The organism is Porphyromonas gulae (assembly GCF_000765945.1).
GTDB classification, from domain to species: Bacteria; Bacteroidota; Bacteroidia; order Bacteroidales; family Porphyromonadaceae; genus Porphyromonas; species Porphyromonas gulae.
The window spans coordinates 16,203-32,635 of record NZ_JRAT01000029.1 but is presented as its reverse complement, the minus strand read 5'-3'; the positions used below and the strand labels follow the sequence as shown (position 1 = coordinate 32,635).

Below are 16,433 nucleotides of genomic sequence, written 5' to 3'. Positions count from 1 at the left end.
TGTCTCATGCTGGGATGGATGCCTTTTTTTCAGGACAACTCATTAGACAAAACCAAAATATGGCTACAGCTTATCATAATCTATCCGACTACGACTACGAAAGTGTCCCCAGCGGCAAAGGACTTCGTATAGGAATTGCCGTTGCTGAATGGAATCGCAATATCACAGAAGCTCTGATGAAAGGGGCCATCGCTACCCTTTTGAAGCACGATGTAACAGAAGAGGATATTATCGTACAGCACGTTCCCGGCACATTCGAACTTACCTATGCAAGTGCATACCTCGCAGAACAGCATGAAGTGGATGCGGTAATTGCTATCGGTTGTGTAGTCAGAGGCGACACACCGCACTTCGACTACATCTGCCAAGGCGTAACCCAGGGGATCACCCAATTGAATGTTGACGGCTTTGTACCTGTCATCTTTGGCGTGCTTACCACGGAAACCATGCTTCAAGCCGAGGAGCGTGCCGGAGGAAAACATGGCAACAAAGGCACAGAAGCAGCCGTTACGGCTCTCAAAATGGCCGGATTGAGAAGGGTATAAGCACTCTTTCAGCCTCTATATCTTTCTGAAAAAAGATACAAGAGCCACGAATACAATAAAGAAAAAACGATCAATAACGAGAAGCCTCCGCTGGTAAATGAGCGGAGGCTTTTCGTTTATAGGGACAAACTATTCACATTACCACTATCACAGGCTATTCAGTTTAGTACCCTAACTTTTGTTTTTATGCGCCGCAGTCTCTTCTTTTTGGGGTACATAAACAATGATTACTTTTGCACACGAGAAAATAACGTCTTTTTAATGAAAAGAGTCTTTTGTCCGAAGTGTGACGGTCCTATCACGATCAGCCGTGAAACTCTCTCTCAGACATCTCCGAACGGTTCTTTGTCGTTGCTCTGTCCGCATTGTTGTCATCAGTTGCGCATTCGGCTGGTAAGCAAATCCGACAGTTCACGCAATCACAAAACAGTGCAGGAGGAACAAGAATTGGAGCAGGAGCTCGACCGAAGCCACGGATACATCGTCGTATTGGAAAATGTATTCGGATACCGACAAGAGTTTGCGCTCAAAGAAGGAGACAATGGGATAGGACGTCGCAACAAAGACTCGGTGGTGGACATTGCAGTGCTGACAAGTGATCCAAGTATGGGACGGCACCACAGCATACTGCGAGTAACTCCGAAAAAAGACGGATCCTTTCTTTATTCGATTGCCGACGATGATAGTCTTGTAGGCACTTTTGTCGGAGGACGTCTTCTGAACAAAAAAGAATGGTGCAGACTGAACGACGGCGATGTGATTACGATGGGTGCTACCAGTGCCATATTGTACACATCGAATCACAAAGACATCGAATCCGAAGAGAAGAATTAACAATCAAGAATAAGCCAGTCCAAAGAGCCTTTTCAATATCACTTTCAAAATGGATACACCAACCCAACAACGAATTATCAGTCTCATTAAGAAAGAAGTAGTTCCGGCCACAGGTTGTACCGAGCCGGTTGCCGTTGCCCTTGCTGCTGCTCAAGCTGCTTCGCTCATGGACCAACGACCGGACCATGTAGAGGTACTGCTCAGCCCCAATATGCTCAAGAATGCCATGGGCGTAGGTATCCCGGGAACAGGAATGATCGGACTGCCGATAGCCATAGCCCTTGGGATCGTGGTAGCAGACCCGACCAAACAACTCAAAGTGCTTGATGGAATTGCACCGGAACAGCTGGAGGAAGCCAAGAAAATCGTCGATAGTAAGATTATACAAGTAGCTGTCAAACAGGGTGATATAGACAAATTGCACATCGAAATCAATATGTCGGCCGGTTCCGAATCGGCATCTACGGTAATCGAGAAGATCCATACCAATATCATCTATGCTGCACACAATGGCCAAGCCGTCATCGATAGTCGGCATGATGCGGCGGACAAGAGCGACAGCGCATCATCGGATTCGGAGGAGGACATCACGCTATCCTTCGAGATGGTATACGACTTTGCCATGAATACACCTACGGAAGAGATCGAATTCATCTTGGAAGCTGCTCGCCTCAATCGACATGCCAGCGAAGTCTCCATGAAGGGAAACTATGGCCATGCCGTAGGACGAATGATACAAGGTTCTTTGGGACGCCGCTATCTTGGCGATAGCTCTCTTACCCGCATGCTTACTTATACAAGCTCGGCATGCGATGCACGTATGGATGGTGCTCCGGTAACAGTCATGAGCAATTCCGGCAGTGGCAATCAAGGTATTACGGCCACATTGCCCGTTCTTTCATTTGCCGAGGACGAGCAAGCCGATCACGAAAGAACGGTAAGGGCTTTGGTCTTGAGCAATCTCATGGTGATCTACATCAAGCAGAAGCTGGGGCGTCTGTCGGCTCTGTGTGGCTGTGTCGTAGCGGCAACGGGATCGAGCTGCGGACTCACTTATCTGATGGGAGGTACTAAAGAGCAAATCGGATTTGCCATCAAAAACATGATCGGCAATATCACCGGCATGCTTTGCGATGGAGCCAAGCCGAGCTGTAGTATGAAAGTGTCCAGCGGAGTTAGCTCTGCCATGTTCTCTGCACTGCTGGCCATGGAGAAAAAGGTAGTGACCAGCAACGAGGGGATCGTGGATGACGATGTAGACCAAAGCATCGACAACCTCACAAGCATAGGCCGGGATGGCATGAACGCCACCGATACCCTTGTGCTCAATATCATGACCAACAAGAAGTAAAGTCCTGTCTTAGGTATGGATTGCGGACAAAAGTATTCTTTCCCACCCATCGAGAATGGTCATTTAGAGATTCTGATATTGGGCAGTCTGCCCGGTGACGAATCTATTCGCAGGGGACAATACTATGCTCATCCTCGCAATCGCTTTTGGCCTTTGATGGCAAAACTGCTGGGCAAGTCCCTACCCGATGACTATGCAGGACGAACCGAGATGTTGCTTTCGGCACATATCGGTCTGTGGGATGTAGCCCATTCGGCTATTCGCAAGGGAAGTGCGGATATTCAGATCTGCGACGAAGTGCCCAATGACATAGGCTCACTGATCGAACGAAATCCTCATCTGCACACGATCGCATTCAACGGCCAAAAAGCAGAGAAAATGTTCGGAAAGCATTTCCCCGAAACTCTCTCCATTCGTCGTCTGCTCATGCCGAGTACAAGCCCTGCCAATGCCGTAAAAACCTTAGACCTCTTAGTGAAAGATTGGGGTAGGATCTTTTCTCTTTGATAAAATCCTACTGTAAAGAAAAAGGGTTGTGACGATGGATAAAACCATATTCACAACCCTTTCATTATTAGGGCAGACCGCCTAAAGCAGCCTTTCTGTCGGAATCTTGATTATTTCTGCTTGGCCAATACGTAGAAAGGAGCCATCTTCTCATCCTGAACTCCATCGTACTGCAACGAATCGGCAGTCGCATTCAACACAAGCCGAAGAGGAGAAACCTCTCCTTCTCTTGCAAGAGATACCGTATCGCCACTAATGGTAAAAGCACCGCTATTCGTAGATCCGAAACCGTCTTCTTTTCCACCCTTGGCTACTTCTTCCAGAGCAAAAGTTTTGTCTGCATTCAATACCAACTTAACATCGAATCCCTCTGCATCGGCAGCAGGAATAAGGCCTGTATAGGTACCTACAAAGCGCTCTACATCGGCAGCAGCCGCAGCCTCTACCTGTGCTATAGAATCAGCAATACGTGCGCTATCGGCAGCAGCATCCTGCTCATTTTTATTTCCGCCACAAGCAACCAATGCAACGCTCAACATGGCGAAACCAAGAATTTTTTTCATCTCTTTTCTCGTTTTAAAAACATTAATTATTACTCAACGTGATTGCGGATTCCACCAACGATGAGACCCGCCTATCACGATGCAAAATTACAGTTTTTTTTATATGTAGCTCATTTTCATTCGGATTCCTTCGCTACAGTACCATCGGTCAGTGCTGTAGCGACATCAGCCTATCCACTGTTCGGTTCTTTTTCTACCTTTGTATTCGATAAGGCTTACATCGGCAAAAATACATGGCATCCGAAAGCCCTATCGTATGAATATAATTACAGGACATAAATGACAAAAATATATTAGACATGTATCCGACTTCCTCACACACTGCACCGGCCCTTTCGGCTTATCCTATCTTGTCCTATATCACACGATTGCAGCATACAGGAGAAAAGTATACCTCGATGAAAAATAAAGTGGAATAATCACGGCGCAGTCCACCTGCGATACAAGGCACCCATCCGAGTTCGGTCGCGAACTTCGGGTGGGTGCCTCTTTTATTCCGACCTTCAAAGCAACCTTTCGGAGGCTACCATTTATATACAAATCACCTTTGATTTCTATATTTATAGAAAACTATTTATATATAAATTGAAATCGTTTTATATACAAATCGAAAATGATTTATATATAAATCCTGATCCAAACTCCGGAAAAGCAGATTCAGATCACAAGGAGCCTGTTTTCTCTTCTTTTTTACCTGAAAATCCGGCTCTTTTTAAGTGCTTATTTAGAATCATTCCAAACTCTTCTTCGTTGTTGAAAACTTTTTTGGCACGTAATTTCGACAAAATTCGGATGACATTCTTCCATGGGGAGCACACTGCTTTCAGTACATCTCCGAGTCTTCGCTCTTAAAGCAAGATCAAACAAATCGGATCACCACCATGTCATATAAAAAAACAGGACTTACTTCCGCAAATTTACAAGGGGAAAAGAGCGATAACCCTTCATCGGATATAGACGGAATAATCCTATCTTTGCAAGACGAAACAGTGTAAGTACTAACAACATATCAAGGACAATTACAAAAATGAGCAAACTTGTAGGGAATCTCATCCCCAACACTTTCTTCATTACCAAGGGTAGTGGCGAGTCTGATCTGGAACTGCATGCCGGTTCGTATCATATGGCTTTGTTCGACGCCGGGATCTCGGACTTCAATATCATGACGTACTCCTCCGTACTGCCTGCAACGGCTCATTTGGTCACAATGGACGAAATAGACCTGCCGCCTTTCGGCTCCGAGCTGAAAACGATCATGGCCGTTTCGCACGGCTATCAGGACGAATTCGTTTCGGCCGGAGTGGTGTATGCATGGATGTACAAGGATGAGAATTTCGACGAGAAAGCCGGAGGTCTCGTCTGCGAGGTCAGCGGACGCTACCGTATCGAAGAGCTGGAGTCCCGTCTGATCCGCGTTATCAACGATCTACACCAGAAGACCTACAGCCAATACTACCTCGGAGAGCTGAACTTCATCACCGAGGGTATCACGATCGAGAAGCGATACGGTACGGCTTTGGCCGGTTTGTGCTTCATGGATTTCATCCAACCCGAAGTACAAAAGAAGTAGTCCTATCCGCCCTCAGGCATAGCTGCCTGCATTCCCAAGCAGCTTAGTGTACAGCCATGGTTTTCTCCTGCTTTGAGACAGGTGCAAATCATGGTTGTTTTTTGTTTTATCTCATTTTATCCTGATCCAACGATGCGCTTTCTCCCCTACCCCATAGCCTTTCTTTCCGTCAGCCTTTTGCTTTCATGTGCAGGCAGCAAAAGAGGAAAAGATATTGACTTCACAAAGTACGTGAACCCCCTTGTCGGAACCGACTGGGTAGGCAATACCTATCCGGGGGCTACGGTTCCTTTCGGTATGGTACAGCTAAGCCCGGACAATGGGAAAAGCGGCTGGGACTATATAGCCGGTTACTATTATCCCGACACGATGATAGCAGGCTTCAGCCATACGCATCTGAGCGGCACGGGAGCCGGCGACCTCTATGACATTCGCTTTATGCCGATCGGCAAAAGTTCTCCGGATGAAGCCGGCCCGAACGACCGTATACGGACATCATTCAGCCACAAAAACGAGACAGCCGAAGCCGGATATTATGCTGTAAGCTTGGACAACGGTATCAAGGTGGAGCTGACGGCCACCGAACACTGCGGCATTCAACGCTATACAATCCGGGACTCTGTGCTGGAAGTTCGCCTCGATCTTAATAGTACGATGAACTGGGACAGGACGACAGACAGCCGTCTGCAACTGATCGACAGCCACACGATAAGCGGTTATCGCTTCTCGGATGGTTGGGCACGGGATCAGCGCGTATTCTTCCGCAGCAGATTTTCCCTTCCGATAGAGCAGTTCACGATAGACAGTGTGCCCCAATATACCAATAACGATACGACGCAAATCATCGGTTACGGCCTTGTAGCCCACCTTTCGTTTCTAATGGCCGAATCCGACAGTACGCTGACGATCTCCACCGCCCTATCGGGTGTGGACGAAAAGGGAGCGGCTAACAATCTGGCGAAAGAAGCTCCCCACCATGATTTCGACCGCTACCGTGCAGAGGCATCGCAGCTGTGGCAACGCGCCTTGTCGCGTATAGTGGCAGAGAAAGGAGTATCGTCCCAAGCAGACACCATTTTCTATACCGCGCTCTATCACAGTCTGCTCTGCCCGACGGTTTTCAGCGATGCGGATGGCCGTTACAGAGGAGCGGACAAAAAGGTCCATACGCTAAAGACGACACGCAAACACTACAGTACCTTCTCGCTCTGGGACACCTACCGAGCTGCTCACCCCCTGTACAACATCCTCTTCCCCGAACGTGCGGCCGATATGGCGGAAAGTCTCGTCGCCTTCGGTGAGCAAAACGAAGGGCTGCTGCCCGTTTGGACGATGTGGGCCGGAGAAACGGATATGATGATCGGCTACCATTCCATACCGGTCATCGTAGAAGCCTATCGAAAAGGCAATTACAAAGAGAATCCGCAGCGCATCATGCGCCTGTTGGTTTCGACCATGGAAAAAACCGGCAGAACCGATATGGACAACTATCGTCGCTTGGGCTATGTGCCGGCCGACTGTACGAACTGGAGCCTGAGCAAGACGATGGAATACGCCTACGACGATAGCTGCATCGTGCTCTTTGCAAGGGAAAACGCAGCGGCAGCCAAGCGGTCGATGGCATATGCACACCATGCCAAGTCGTACCAAGAGGTATATGATCCGGCAAGTGGTTTCTTCAGGCCCAGATTGGCATCGGGGGAATGGAAAGTTCCTTTCGATCCTTTCGAATATAGCGAGGACATCACAGAGAGCAATGCCTGGCAATATCTCTTCGGAGTCCAGCATGATACCGAAGGTCTCATGGGACTGATGGGCGGTGCAGATTCGATGGCTCGCCGTCTCGACCTCTTTTTCGGTACCTCTACTCCCCCTCATATAGCATTGCCGATCTTCAGTACGGGAATGATCGGACAATATGCTCACGGCAATGAGCCGAGCCATCACGTGGCTTACTTGTACAACAAGGTATCGCAGCCATGGAAAGGAGCGGGGATAATACGCCGCATCCTGACGGAACTATACAAAAACACTCCTGACGGTCTATGCGGAAACGAAGACTGTGGCCAACTTTCGGCCTGGTACGTATTCTCAGCTCTGGGGTTCTATCCGGTGGATCCGATAAGCGGCCATTACGAACTGGGATCGCCCCTGTTCGAACATGTGACCATCCCTCAGCCCAATGGTCGCATCTTTCGACTGACAGCTCACAATCTAAGTGAGAAGAACCGGTATATCGAGTCCGTAAAAGTGGATGGCAAACCCTATCACAAGTCATATATCACATGGAATCAGATCAGAACCGGTGCGCATGTGGAGCTGTTCATGACCTCTCGCGAGGGACATTGCTGGTATTGATTCGGTACTCGATGAGCTTTCAAAAACAAACAAAATAATGGCTCCATTGAACCGAATGTGATATTCTGGAGAGAAAACGCGTCCGAAAAAACAATTCTTATCCTATATTTGTAAGAAAGCTGTACCACTACGGCAAAATCGAGACCTGCACGGTTTTTCATTTTTGGATCGAAAAAAACTATGACAACAACCAAAGCAAAACGCGAGAACTTGCTTATGCGCATAGTCCGCTTTTATATAGATGGCTTCAGGAATATGAAATTAGGAAAGACGCTATGGGCTATTATCCTCATCAAGCTATTCATCATGTTCGCCATCCTGAAAGTATTCTTCTTCCCAAACTTTCTGAAACAACAGGCCGGCAGTGACAGTGCTGCCAAATCCGAATATGTGCAGCAAGAACTTATCAAACGTGGAATAAACCCCTAAAATATTAAGATATAAGCGTATGATTATGAATTTAGATGCCTTAGTAAGCTGGTCGCGTGCACAGTTTGCTCTTACAGCCATGTATCACTGGTTGTTTGTCCCGCTGACACTGGGATTGGGTGTCATCATGGCTATCGTGGAGACCATCTATTATCGCAATGGCAAACCGGAGTGGAAGCGTTATGCCCAGTTCTGGCAGAAGCTATTCGGTATCAACTTTGCGATCGGTGTGGCCACGGGAATCATTCTCGAATTCGAGTTTGGCACCAACTGGTCTAACTACAGCCTCTTCGTGGGCGATATCTTCGGAGCGCCATTGGCTATCGAGGGTATTTTGGCTTTCTTCATGGAGGCTACTTTTATTGCCGTTATGTTCTTTGGCTGGAACAAGGTCAGCAAAGGGTTTCACCTGAGTGCCACATGGCTGACCATCATCGGAGCCAGCCTGTCGGCCGTATGGATTCTTATCGCCAATGCTTGGATGCAGGAGCCGGTGGGAATGACCTTCAACCCCGATACGATGCGCAACGAAATGACGGATTTTTGGGCTTTGGTATTCTCTTCCACTGCGATCAATAAGTTCTGGCACACGATCTCTTCCTGCTGGACTCTCGGATCCGTATTTGCTTTGGGCGTATGCGGCATCTACCTGCTCAGAAAGGACGACAAACACAAGGACTTCGCCCTCAAAAACATCAAGATCATCGCTCCCTTCGGCTTGGCTGCTTCGCTTATCACAGCTTTCACCGGCGACACCTCTGCCTACAACGTGGCACAAAAGCAACCGATGAAGCTGGCAGCCATGGAAGGTCTGTACGATGCAGGACAGACGGGCAAGGATGGACTCACTGCCGATGGCAAGGGCCTTCCACTCAGCCTCTTCGGCATCCTCAATCCGGCGAAAGAAACACCGCAGGACGATAAGGAAGCCTTCCTCTTCAACGTATCGGTGCCACGCGTACTCTCTGTCTTGGGAACTCGCAACCCCAGCGGTTATGTACCGGGTATCAACAACATCCTCGAAGGCGGATATGTAAAGGCCGATGGCACTACCGCTATTCCGGTGGATAGTATGATGCAGCGTGGACGCAGGGCGATCATGGCTCTGAACGACTACAGCAAGGCCAAACAAGCCGGCGATATGGAAGCTGCCCTACAGCACAAATCCGTTATAGACGAGAATTTCCCCTATTTCGGCTATGGCTATATCCAGCACAAGAACGATATAGTTCCTCCCGTGGGGCTGACTTACTACAGCTTCCGTATCATGGTAGGATTGGGTATGCTGTTTATACTGCTATTCCTATTGGCATGGCTGTTCAGCTTCAAACCGGAAAAATTCAGCAAAATGCGATGGTTCCACATGGTCGCTATCGTATGTATGCCTCTTGCATGGGTAGCCAGTCAGAGTGGTTGGATCGTAGCGGAAGTAGGACGCCAGCCTTGGACGATCCAAGATTTATTGCCGGTACAAGCTGCCGTATCCAAGCTGGAAGCCGGCTCCGTGATGATCACTTTCTTTGTCTTCCTCGTACTCTTTTCTGCTTTGCTCGTTGCCGAGCTGAATATCATGCGCAAGGCAATCAAGAAAGGTCCCGAGACAGAATAACGCTAACGAATCCCGATCTCTATTCATAGAATAAACGACACGAAATTATGGAATACGCATTGTTACAACACTACTGGTGGTTCCTCGTCTCATTGCTGGGAGCACTGCTGGTTTTCCTGCTATTCGTACAAGGAGGACAGTCGTTCCTCTTCAGTCTTGGCAAAGACGAACTGACTCAGAAAATGATGGTCAATTCGACCGGACGAAAATGGGAGTTCACCTTTACGACATTGGTTACTTTCGGGGGTGCCCTCTTTGCATCGTTCCCACTTTTCTACAGCACCAGCTTTGGCGGAGCATATTGGGTATGGATGCTGATCCTCTTCTGCTTCATTATCCAAGCTGTATCCTACGAGTACCAATCCAAACATGGTAATGTATGGGGGAAGAAAACCTACCAAATACTGCTTTTCATCAATGGTGTATTGGCTCCGGTTCTGCTCGGAACGGCTGTTTCCACATTCTTTACAGGCAGTAACTTCGTGGTAAACAAGATGGCGATGTTCGATCTCTCCGGAGGCAGTCAGATCGTTTCGGCCTGGCAGCCGTTCAATGGGTGGCAGCTGAGAGGTCTGGAAGCCGTTTTGAACCTGTGGAATGTAGTACTCGGATTGGCTGTATTCTTCCTTGCCAGAGTATCGGCTCTACTTTATTTCATCAACAATATCGATGACGACAGCCTCTATACAGCTGCCAGACGCCGACTTTGGGCTAATACGATTGCCTTTCTGGTCTTCTTCCTTGCGTACATAGCCTTCTTGATGAATACGGATGGCTTTGCCGTTGACCCTGTCTCCAAAGAGGTCTATATGGAGCCATACAAGTACCTGTACAACTTCTTGGATATGCCGGCTGTTTTGGCGGTCTTCCTGTTGGGAGTAATCCTTGTACTTGCCGGTATCGGTTTGACCCTACTACGCAAAGGCTTCAAACGAGGCATTTGGTTACATGGTACAGGAACCGTGCTGACAGTACTTGCCCTGCTGCTCATAGCCGGCTGGAACGACACGTCTTGGTATCCATCCACATACGATCTGCAAAGCTCTCTTACAATAGAGAATGCCAGCTCCAGCCACTTCACGCTGGAGGTGATGAGCTACGTCTCTCTCCTCATTCCTTTCGTTTTGGCTTACATTTTCTATGCATGGCGAGCATTGGACATTCGTAAGATCACGAAAAAAGAAATGGAGCATGATGATCATACCTATTGATCTCTGACAGATAATTCCACAAATCTGAGGCTGTGTCATACGAGGATTCTCCCATGACACAGTCTCGTTGTTTTTCTACATTTCGGCAGCAATCATGGCCGTTGGTTGGAAAAGACGGTTATATTTACCTGACCAAACACAGCAATATGCCTCATTCTTCATATCAAAACGCAAAGTATCGAATAGGCTTGGCTCTTAGCGGCGGAGCAGCCAAAGGATTTGCTCATTCAGGGGTACTCCATGCCCTTGAGGACAACGGGATACGCCCCGACATTATAGCCGGTACTAGCGCAGGAGCGTTGGTAGCCGCTCTCTATGCCGATGGATATGCTCCCGAAGAAATCCCCCAACTGTTTCGCGGGAAAGACTTCGGGTTCCTGACCGAATGGCAAATACCGCAAAGAGGCGTATTCAGTATACGAAAGTTCAAGAGCTTCCTCCGTTCAGTATTGCGTCACAAGAATATCGAAGATCTACACTTTCCGATCAAGATAGTGGCAACGGATCTTGACCGTGGTCTAATTAAGGTTTTTACCCAAGGGCCTCTTGTCGAAACCGTCACAGCCTCTTGTAGCATTCCGATTCTATTCAACCCGGTGGAGATAGACGGGACTACCTACGTAGATGGCGGACTATTCAAAGATCTTCCGGCTTCCGTCATTCGGGAGGACTGCCGCTATCTCATAGGGGTACACCTCAATCCGAAGGAACCTTCCGAGTATAAAAAGAGTCTTTTCGGCATTGCAGAGCGTTGCTTCGGCTACATCTTCCGAGCGAACTCTTTGCCCGATCGCAAGCTGTGCGATTTGCTGATCGAATCAGGAGAAATAATCAAGTTCAAACCCTTCCAAGTGGAGCCGGCAGAAGAAATTGCAGCATTCGGATACAAAATGGCCGAACAAGTCCTCAAAACAACATCAATAAGACGAAATCCATGAAAAAGAAAGAGAAGATAATCATCTATTCCGTGCTGCCACGTCTCTTCGACAACCGATCTCAAGCACGAACACCGGGAGGTGATCTCAAAGAAAACGGCTGTGGCAAGATGGAAGGCTTCAGTCTGCAAGCACTGGAAATGATTCAGAATCTTGGCACGACCCATATATGGTACATAGGTCTGCTTGAGCAAGCTACTCAGACCAATTATGGCGATGCCGGTATTCTTCCCTGTCATCCCGATATTGTCAAGGGGAAAGCAGGATCGCCTTATGCTATCAGAGACTATTACGACATATCGCCCGAATTGGCTACGGACATTCCTAACCGAATGGCAGAATTTGACGACCTGATCGAGCGTACACACCGTGCGGGTATGGGAGTGATCATAGATTTTGTACCCAACCATGTAGCACGCGAATATCAGTCGGATGCCAAACCATCGGGTACAAAAGATCTGGGCGAGGGAGACGATCCGCTTTTAGCATTCTCTCCCAACAATAATTTTTACTACCTGCCGGAACAACACCTCCACCTGCATTTAGGGGAGCAGAGTCGTACGATGTCTTATCAGGAAGAGCCTGCGAAGGCAACGGGCAACGACCGATTCTCCTCTCATGTAGGCAAGGAGGATTGGTACGAAACAGTGAAATTGAATTACGGCATCGACTATCTGAATGGAGGAAGCAAACACTTCGACCCGATACCCGATACATGGATTCGGATGCGAGATATTCTGCTCTTTTGGACAAGCAAAGGAATAGATGGATTCCGTTGCGACATGGCCGAAATGGTGCCGGTGGAATTTTGGGAATGGGTAATATCGCAAATTCGCGAAAGATACTCGGTCTTATTCATCGCTGAAATCTACCGTCCGGAGCTTTACGAAGAATATCTTCATGCAGGATTCGATTATCTGTATGATAAGGTAGGCATGTATGACTGTCTCCGTGCCGTTATTTGCGGATATGGCTCCGTTTCGGATATATCAGGAGCAGTACGACAAACAGAGCGATTTGCCGACAATATGCTCTACTTCCTTGAGAATCACGATGAGCAACGCATAGCTTCGGATTTCTTTGCAGGAGATGCACGGAAAGCTCTTCCGGCAGTAACGATAGCCGCCACGATAGGGCGCAATCCCTTTATGCTTTACTTCGCACAGGAACTTGGCGAACGTGGAATGGATGCCGAAGGGTTCAGCGGTAAGGACGGTCGCACCACGATATTTGACTATTGGAGTCTGGACAAGATGCAGCGTCGCATCAATGGCGGACTATACGACACGAAGATGTTATCCGAAGAAGAACGCGTCTTACTAAAAAGTTATACCTGTCTATTACATGATGTTTGCGCCCTGCCATCAGTCGTTCAAGGAAACTTCTATGACCTTGGCTATGCCAATCGGAGCAATCCTTACTTCCGGCCTGATCGGCAATTTGCTTTTCTTCGCCATACATCGGACGAAATACTTCTTGTTGTAGCCAATTTTGCACCCTTCGACGCAGAAATCAGGGTCAATATCCCCGAACATGCCTTTCAGACCATGCAGGTAAAGGACAATACAGCTTTCCTGCTGACCGATATGCTTTCCGGAGAAAATAGCATCGGCTGTCTCACCCAATACGCCCCCTACCCACTCCGGCTACCGGCCTATGGCTATGCACTGCATCGCTTCCGTTCGCTTGATTGATACAGCCCCTTTTCGGGTCTAGTAGCACCTCGGTAAAAACAAAGAGACTGCGCCGAAACAGCTTTTCGGCGCAGTCTCTCTCAGTCTTTATACAGCAGGATCAGAAGTTCACACGAATACCGGTAGACCAAGTGCGGCCGAAGCCGTACCATACGAGAGCCGAAGCCTCATCGTGTTTCTTACCGATGATATTGTCGTCGGCATCGCTCACATATCGCTTGTCAGCGACGTTGTCCATATTGAAGTAGAACGTAGTGCTGAGCGAACCGAGCTTGAAATTGTAAGATGCAGACAGATCGAACAGACCTACATCGGGCAACTTCCATGATTCTACGATTTCTTTGCCATCTGCTTCGTACTGCTGTGCATTACGTGTTGCAGGGTTGAATCCTGCATAGTTTTTGCCAAGGAAGTTGTACTTACCTACAACATGGAAACCCTTGAACAGCTCTATGTCCGCAGATACGGCAGCTGTCATCTGTGCCGCGTCTCCGACGTGCAGCCCTTTGATATAAGTTATATCCTGTCCTGTCTCATTACCGGCTTCGTCGTATGAAGTGTAGCTTACGTTGTTTTGCCAAGTCCAGTCGCCAAGAGAGAACATACCGCGAAGGTTGATTTGACGAATAGGACGATAGCTGATCTCAGCCTCTACCCCACAGTGAACGGCATCAACGCCATTGAGATAAACATATTCATTTCCGATTCTCTTCGAAGTCACGCGGTCCATCCACTTGGTATAGTATCCGTTGATATTGAATTCGAAGTTCTTATGATTCGTGAATCCATATCCGATTTCTCCTGTAAACACCTTTTCCATATTGGCTTTTTCGTTGGGAACGATAGCTCCTGCGGCATAAACATTACCGAAGAGTGGTGCACGCGTGAAGTAACCACCGTTTACGAATACGTTGTGTCCCTGTGCAAATTTGTAGCTCAGACCGGCCTTACCACTCCAGGGAAGGAAGCTCTTCCACGGCGATACACCGGCCAGGTAATTGGTGGACTTGCTACCGCCATAGTTATGATTGCGGTAGAGTTCGTAGTTGATAGATCCTGATACGAATGCATCGATCCATTCGGATGAATGCTCCATCTGAGCAAAGAGACCATGCCACATGATTTCCCCCGTATAGTCACGGTTTACGATGTCACCTACTTTCAGGTGCTGACCTTCCGTATGATAGGCAAGCTTTGCCTTGGGATCCTCTACATAGTAATTGCCACCGAGCAGATCGGTGATCTTGTCATAGTGATCGCCACGGTAGTAACGTCCGTCATATCCGGCTGTCAAAGTCAGCGAGCTATTGAGCTTCTTCTTGAACGAAGAAAGCAAGCCGAACCACTTGTGAGAGTTAGATCCGAGAGCGAAGATTGCTTCCGATCCGTTGCTTGCCGCAGCATTGGCAGCCAGTACCGCATCGTAATCGATGAGTCCGTCGGGAGTTACCTTGGTTTGTTCGTAGGGCTGACCCGTATTATAGTTGATCAATACCCACTTGCTGTTTTTTCCATAAGCACGACGACCTCCACCGGTAGCTAAAGACGCATATGCTGTGGTGTAAAGAGAGGTGTTGTCATCCATCTTCCAGAAGTGGTTCAGCGAGAACTGAGGCTTATGGTAGGTATTGTAAGCATAAGCTGTAGGAGTCAGTTCGCCACGCAGATAACCGAACGATTGATTGTGACGGATACCATATTTATCATAGTCAGCCACAGAGTATTTGCTGGAACGTTGGTTGTGCCATTGCGGTGCACCAAATCCGGTAAGAGAAAGGGTGTGACGTTCGTTGAATTTCTTTGAAACGTTGAAGAAGTAAGAGAATGCACGACCTTTCAGCCCATTCACATAACCCAGACCAGTCATATGGGAACCTGCGATAGAGATGGCCCAACCATCGTTCATACCCGTAGAGATAGAGAAAGATTCCTTGTGCAATCCATCGTTACCCATACCGACATAAGCCGAACCACCGGTATTGACATCTGTAGTCTTAGTGATAATGTTCATCGTACCCCCTACAGAACTGATACCGAGCTTGGAAGCTCCGAGTCCGCGTTGGATCTGAATGGTGCTGGCTTGGTTCATCAGACCGCTCCAATTACTCCAATACACCTTACCATCTTCCATACCATTAACGGGAACCCCATTAATGAGTACACCGAAGTTATAGGTATCGAATCCACGCACATTGGTACGGCCGTCACCGAAACCTCCACTTCCTTTGGTGGTATAAGTAGACGGAGTGGACTTAACCAATTCGGGGAACTCGATATTCAACGAAGCTGCCTGAATATCGGCCACGCGAATATTAGAGACTGGTACCGGCGTCATACGATCTTTAGGCACCACGGAGGCTATTACCTGAATTTCATCCAAACCGATGGCTTGCGGATCGAGGGAGATCGTGCCAAGGTCTTCTTGAGAGCCTCTGCCTACAGAGCGAGTTAGGGTAACATAGCCTACGCAACGGAAGGTCAGGACAGATTTGGCCGGCACTTCGAATCGGAAGCTACCATCCATATCGGTGGTTACACCGCGGAGGGATGCCCCTTGACCGGTGCTTACAGATACACCGATGAGAGGTTCGGATGTTTCTGAATCGATCACCTTACCGGTCACCACTGTTTGCGCCATTGCCAAAGAGAAACCTAAGGCCATCAGCAGTGTGGTCAGGAAAAGTTGTAGAATTCTTTTTCTCATAAGACATAATAATTTAGATTCGACTTAAAGGCATCTCTGCCCAATTCTTGTACAAAGATAATCCAGAAACATTAAGCTTGTGTTACAAGCTTTATACTTCGGTTCATTGCCATGTGATTATCT

Annotated in this window: 13 protein-coding genes; 11 read left to right on the top strand and 2 right to left on the bottom strand. The window is 48.1% G+C overall.

Going from position 1 to position 16,433, the window contains the following annotated elements; all coding sequences use genetic code 11:
* Nucleotides 1–59 precede the first annotated feature (59 nt).
* The 4 genes from ribH (at nucleotide 60) to HQ49_RS09735 (ending at nucleotide 3,237) form a co-directional block, all read left to right on the top strand.
* Entirely contained in the window at nucleotides 60–545 is a 486-nt protein-coding gene (gene ribH, locus HQ49_RS09750) for a 6,7-dimethyl-8-ribityllumazine synthase (protein ID WP_018965336.1), read from the top strand.
* Between the two features lie 261 nt (nucleotides 546–806).
* The gene (locus HQ49_RS09745; RefSeq protein ID WP_039419706.1) at nucleotides 807–1,379 is read left to right on the top strand and encodes an FHA domain-containing protein; all 573 of its coding nucleotides are present in this window, start codon (nucleotides 807–809) and stop codon (nucleotides 1,377–1,379) included.
* A 49-nt stretch (nucleotides 1,380–1,428) separates the two neighbouring features.
* Nucleotides 1,429–2,730: an L-cysteine desulfidase family protein gene (locus tag HQ49_RS09740; RefSeq protein ID WP_018965334.1), complete on the top strand. Its 1,302-nt coding sequence runs from the start codon at nucleotides 1,429–1,431 to the stop codon at nucleotides 2,728–2,730.
* Nucleotides 2,731–2,745: 15 nt separating this feature from the next.
* The gene (locus HQ49_RS09735; protein WP_039419705.1) at nucleotides 2,746–3,237 is read left to right on the top strand and encodes a DNA-deoxyinosine glycosylase; all 492 of its coding nucleotides are present in this window, start codon (nucleotides 2,746–2,748) and stop codon (nucleotides 3,235–3,237) included.
* Between the two features lie 110 nt (nucleotides 3,238–3,347).
* Here the strand turns inward: HQ49_RS09735 and HQ49_RS09730 are convergent, their stop codons facing one another.
* Nucleotides 3,348–3,800, bottom strand: coding sequence for a copper resistance protein NlpE N-terminal domain-containing protein (locus HQ49_RS09730; protein ID WP_018965332.1), 453 nt, complete (start codon nucleotides 3,798–3,800; stop codon nucleotides 3,348–3,350).
* Between the two features lie 1,027 nt (nucleotides 3,801–4,827).
* On the opposite strand from HQ49_RS09730, the gene HQ49_RS09725 reads away from it, so the two are divergent.
* From HQ49_RS09725 to HQ49_RS09695, 7 genes are all read left to right on the top strand, one after another.
* Nucleotides 4,828–5,370: a pyruvoyl-dependent arginine decarboxylase gene (locus HQ49_RS09725; protein ID WP_018965330.1), complete on the top strand. Its 543-nt coding sequence runs from the start codon at nucleotides 4,828–4,830 to the stop codon at nucleotides 5,368–5,370.
* A gap of 132 nt (nucleotides 5,371–5,502) precedes the next feature.
* Entirely contained in the window at nucleotides 5,503–7,728 is a 2,226-nt protein-coding gene (locus HQ49_RS09720) for a GH92 family glycosyl hydrolase (protein ID WP_039419704.1), read from the top strand.
* Nucleotides 7,729–7,908: 180 nt separating this feature from the next.
* Nucleotides 7,909–8,157: a DUF4492 domain-containing protein gene (locus tag HQ49_RS09715; protein ID WP_018965328.1), complete on the top strand. Its 249-nt coding sequence runs from the start codon at nucleotides 7,909–7,911 to the stop codon at nucleotides 8,155–8,157.
* 19 nt (nucleotides 8,158–8,176) lie between these two features.
* Nucleotides 8,177–9,766 carry a cytochrome ubiquinol oxidase subunit I gene (locus HQ49_RS09710; protein WP_080732512.1) on the top strand — a complete coding sequence of 530 codons (1,590 nt, stop codon included), beginning with the start codon at nucleotides 8,177–8,179 and terminating at the stop codon, nucleotides 9,764–9,766.
* A gap of 47 nt (nucleotides 9,767–9,813) precedes the next feature.
* Nucleotides 9,814–10,977, top strand: coding sequence for a cytochrome d ubiquinol oxidase subunit II (locus HQ49_RS09705; protein ID WP_039419703.1), 1,164 nt, complete (start codon nucleotides 9,814–9,816; stop codon nucleotides 10,975–10,977).
* A 146-nt stretch (nucleotides 10,978–11,123) separates the two neighbouring features.
* On the top strand, nucleotides 11,124–11,915 hold the full coding sequence (locus HQ49_RS09700) for a patatin-like phospholipase family protein (RefSeq protein ID WP_039419719.1): 792 nt from the start codon (nucleotides 11,124–11,126) through the stop codon (nucleotides 11,913–11,915).
* Entirely contained in the window at nucleotides 11,912–13,606 is a 1,695-nt protein-coding gene (locus HQ49_RS09695; RefSeq protein WP_039419702.1) for an alpha-amylase family glycosyl hydrolase, read from the top strand. The genes HQ49_RS09700 and HQ49_RS09695 overlap by 4 nt, the downstream gene beginning before the upstream one ends.
* Before the next feature lie 100 nt (nucleotides 13,607–13,706).
* Here HQ49_RS09695 and HQ49_RS09690 read toward each other — a convergent pair whose 3' ends face one another.
* Nucleotides 13,707–16,310: a TonB-dependent receptor gene (locus HQ49_RS09690; protein WP_026292240.1), complete on the bottom strand. Its 2,604-nt coding sequence runs from the start codon at nucleotides 16,308–16,310 to the stop codon at nucleotides 13,707–13,709.
* Nucleotides 16,311–16,433 lie beyond the last annotated feature (123 nt).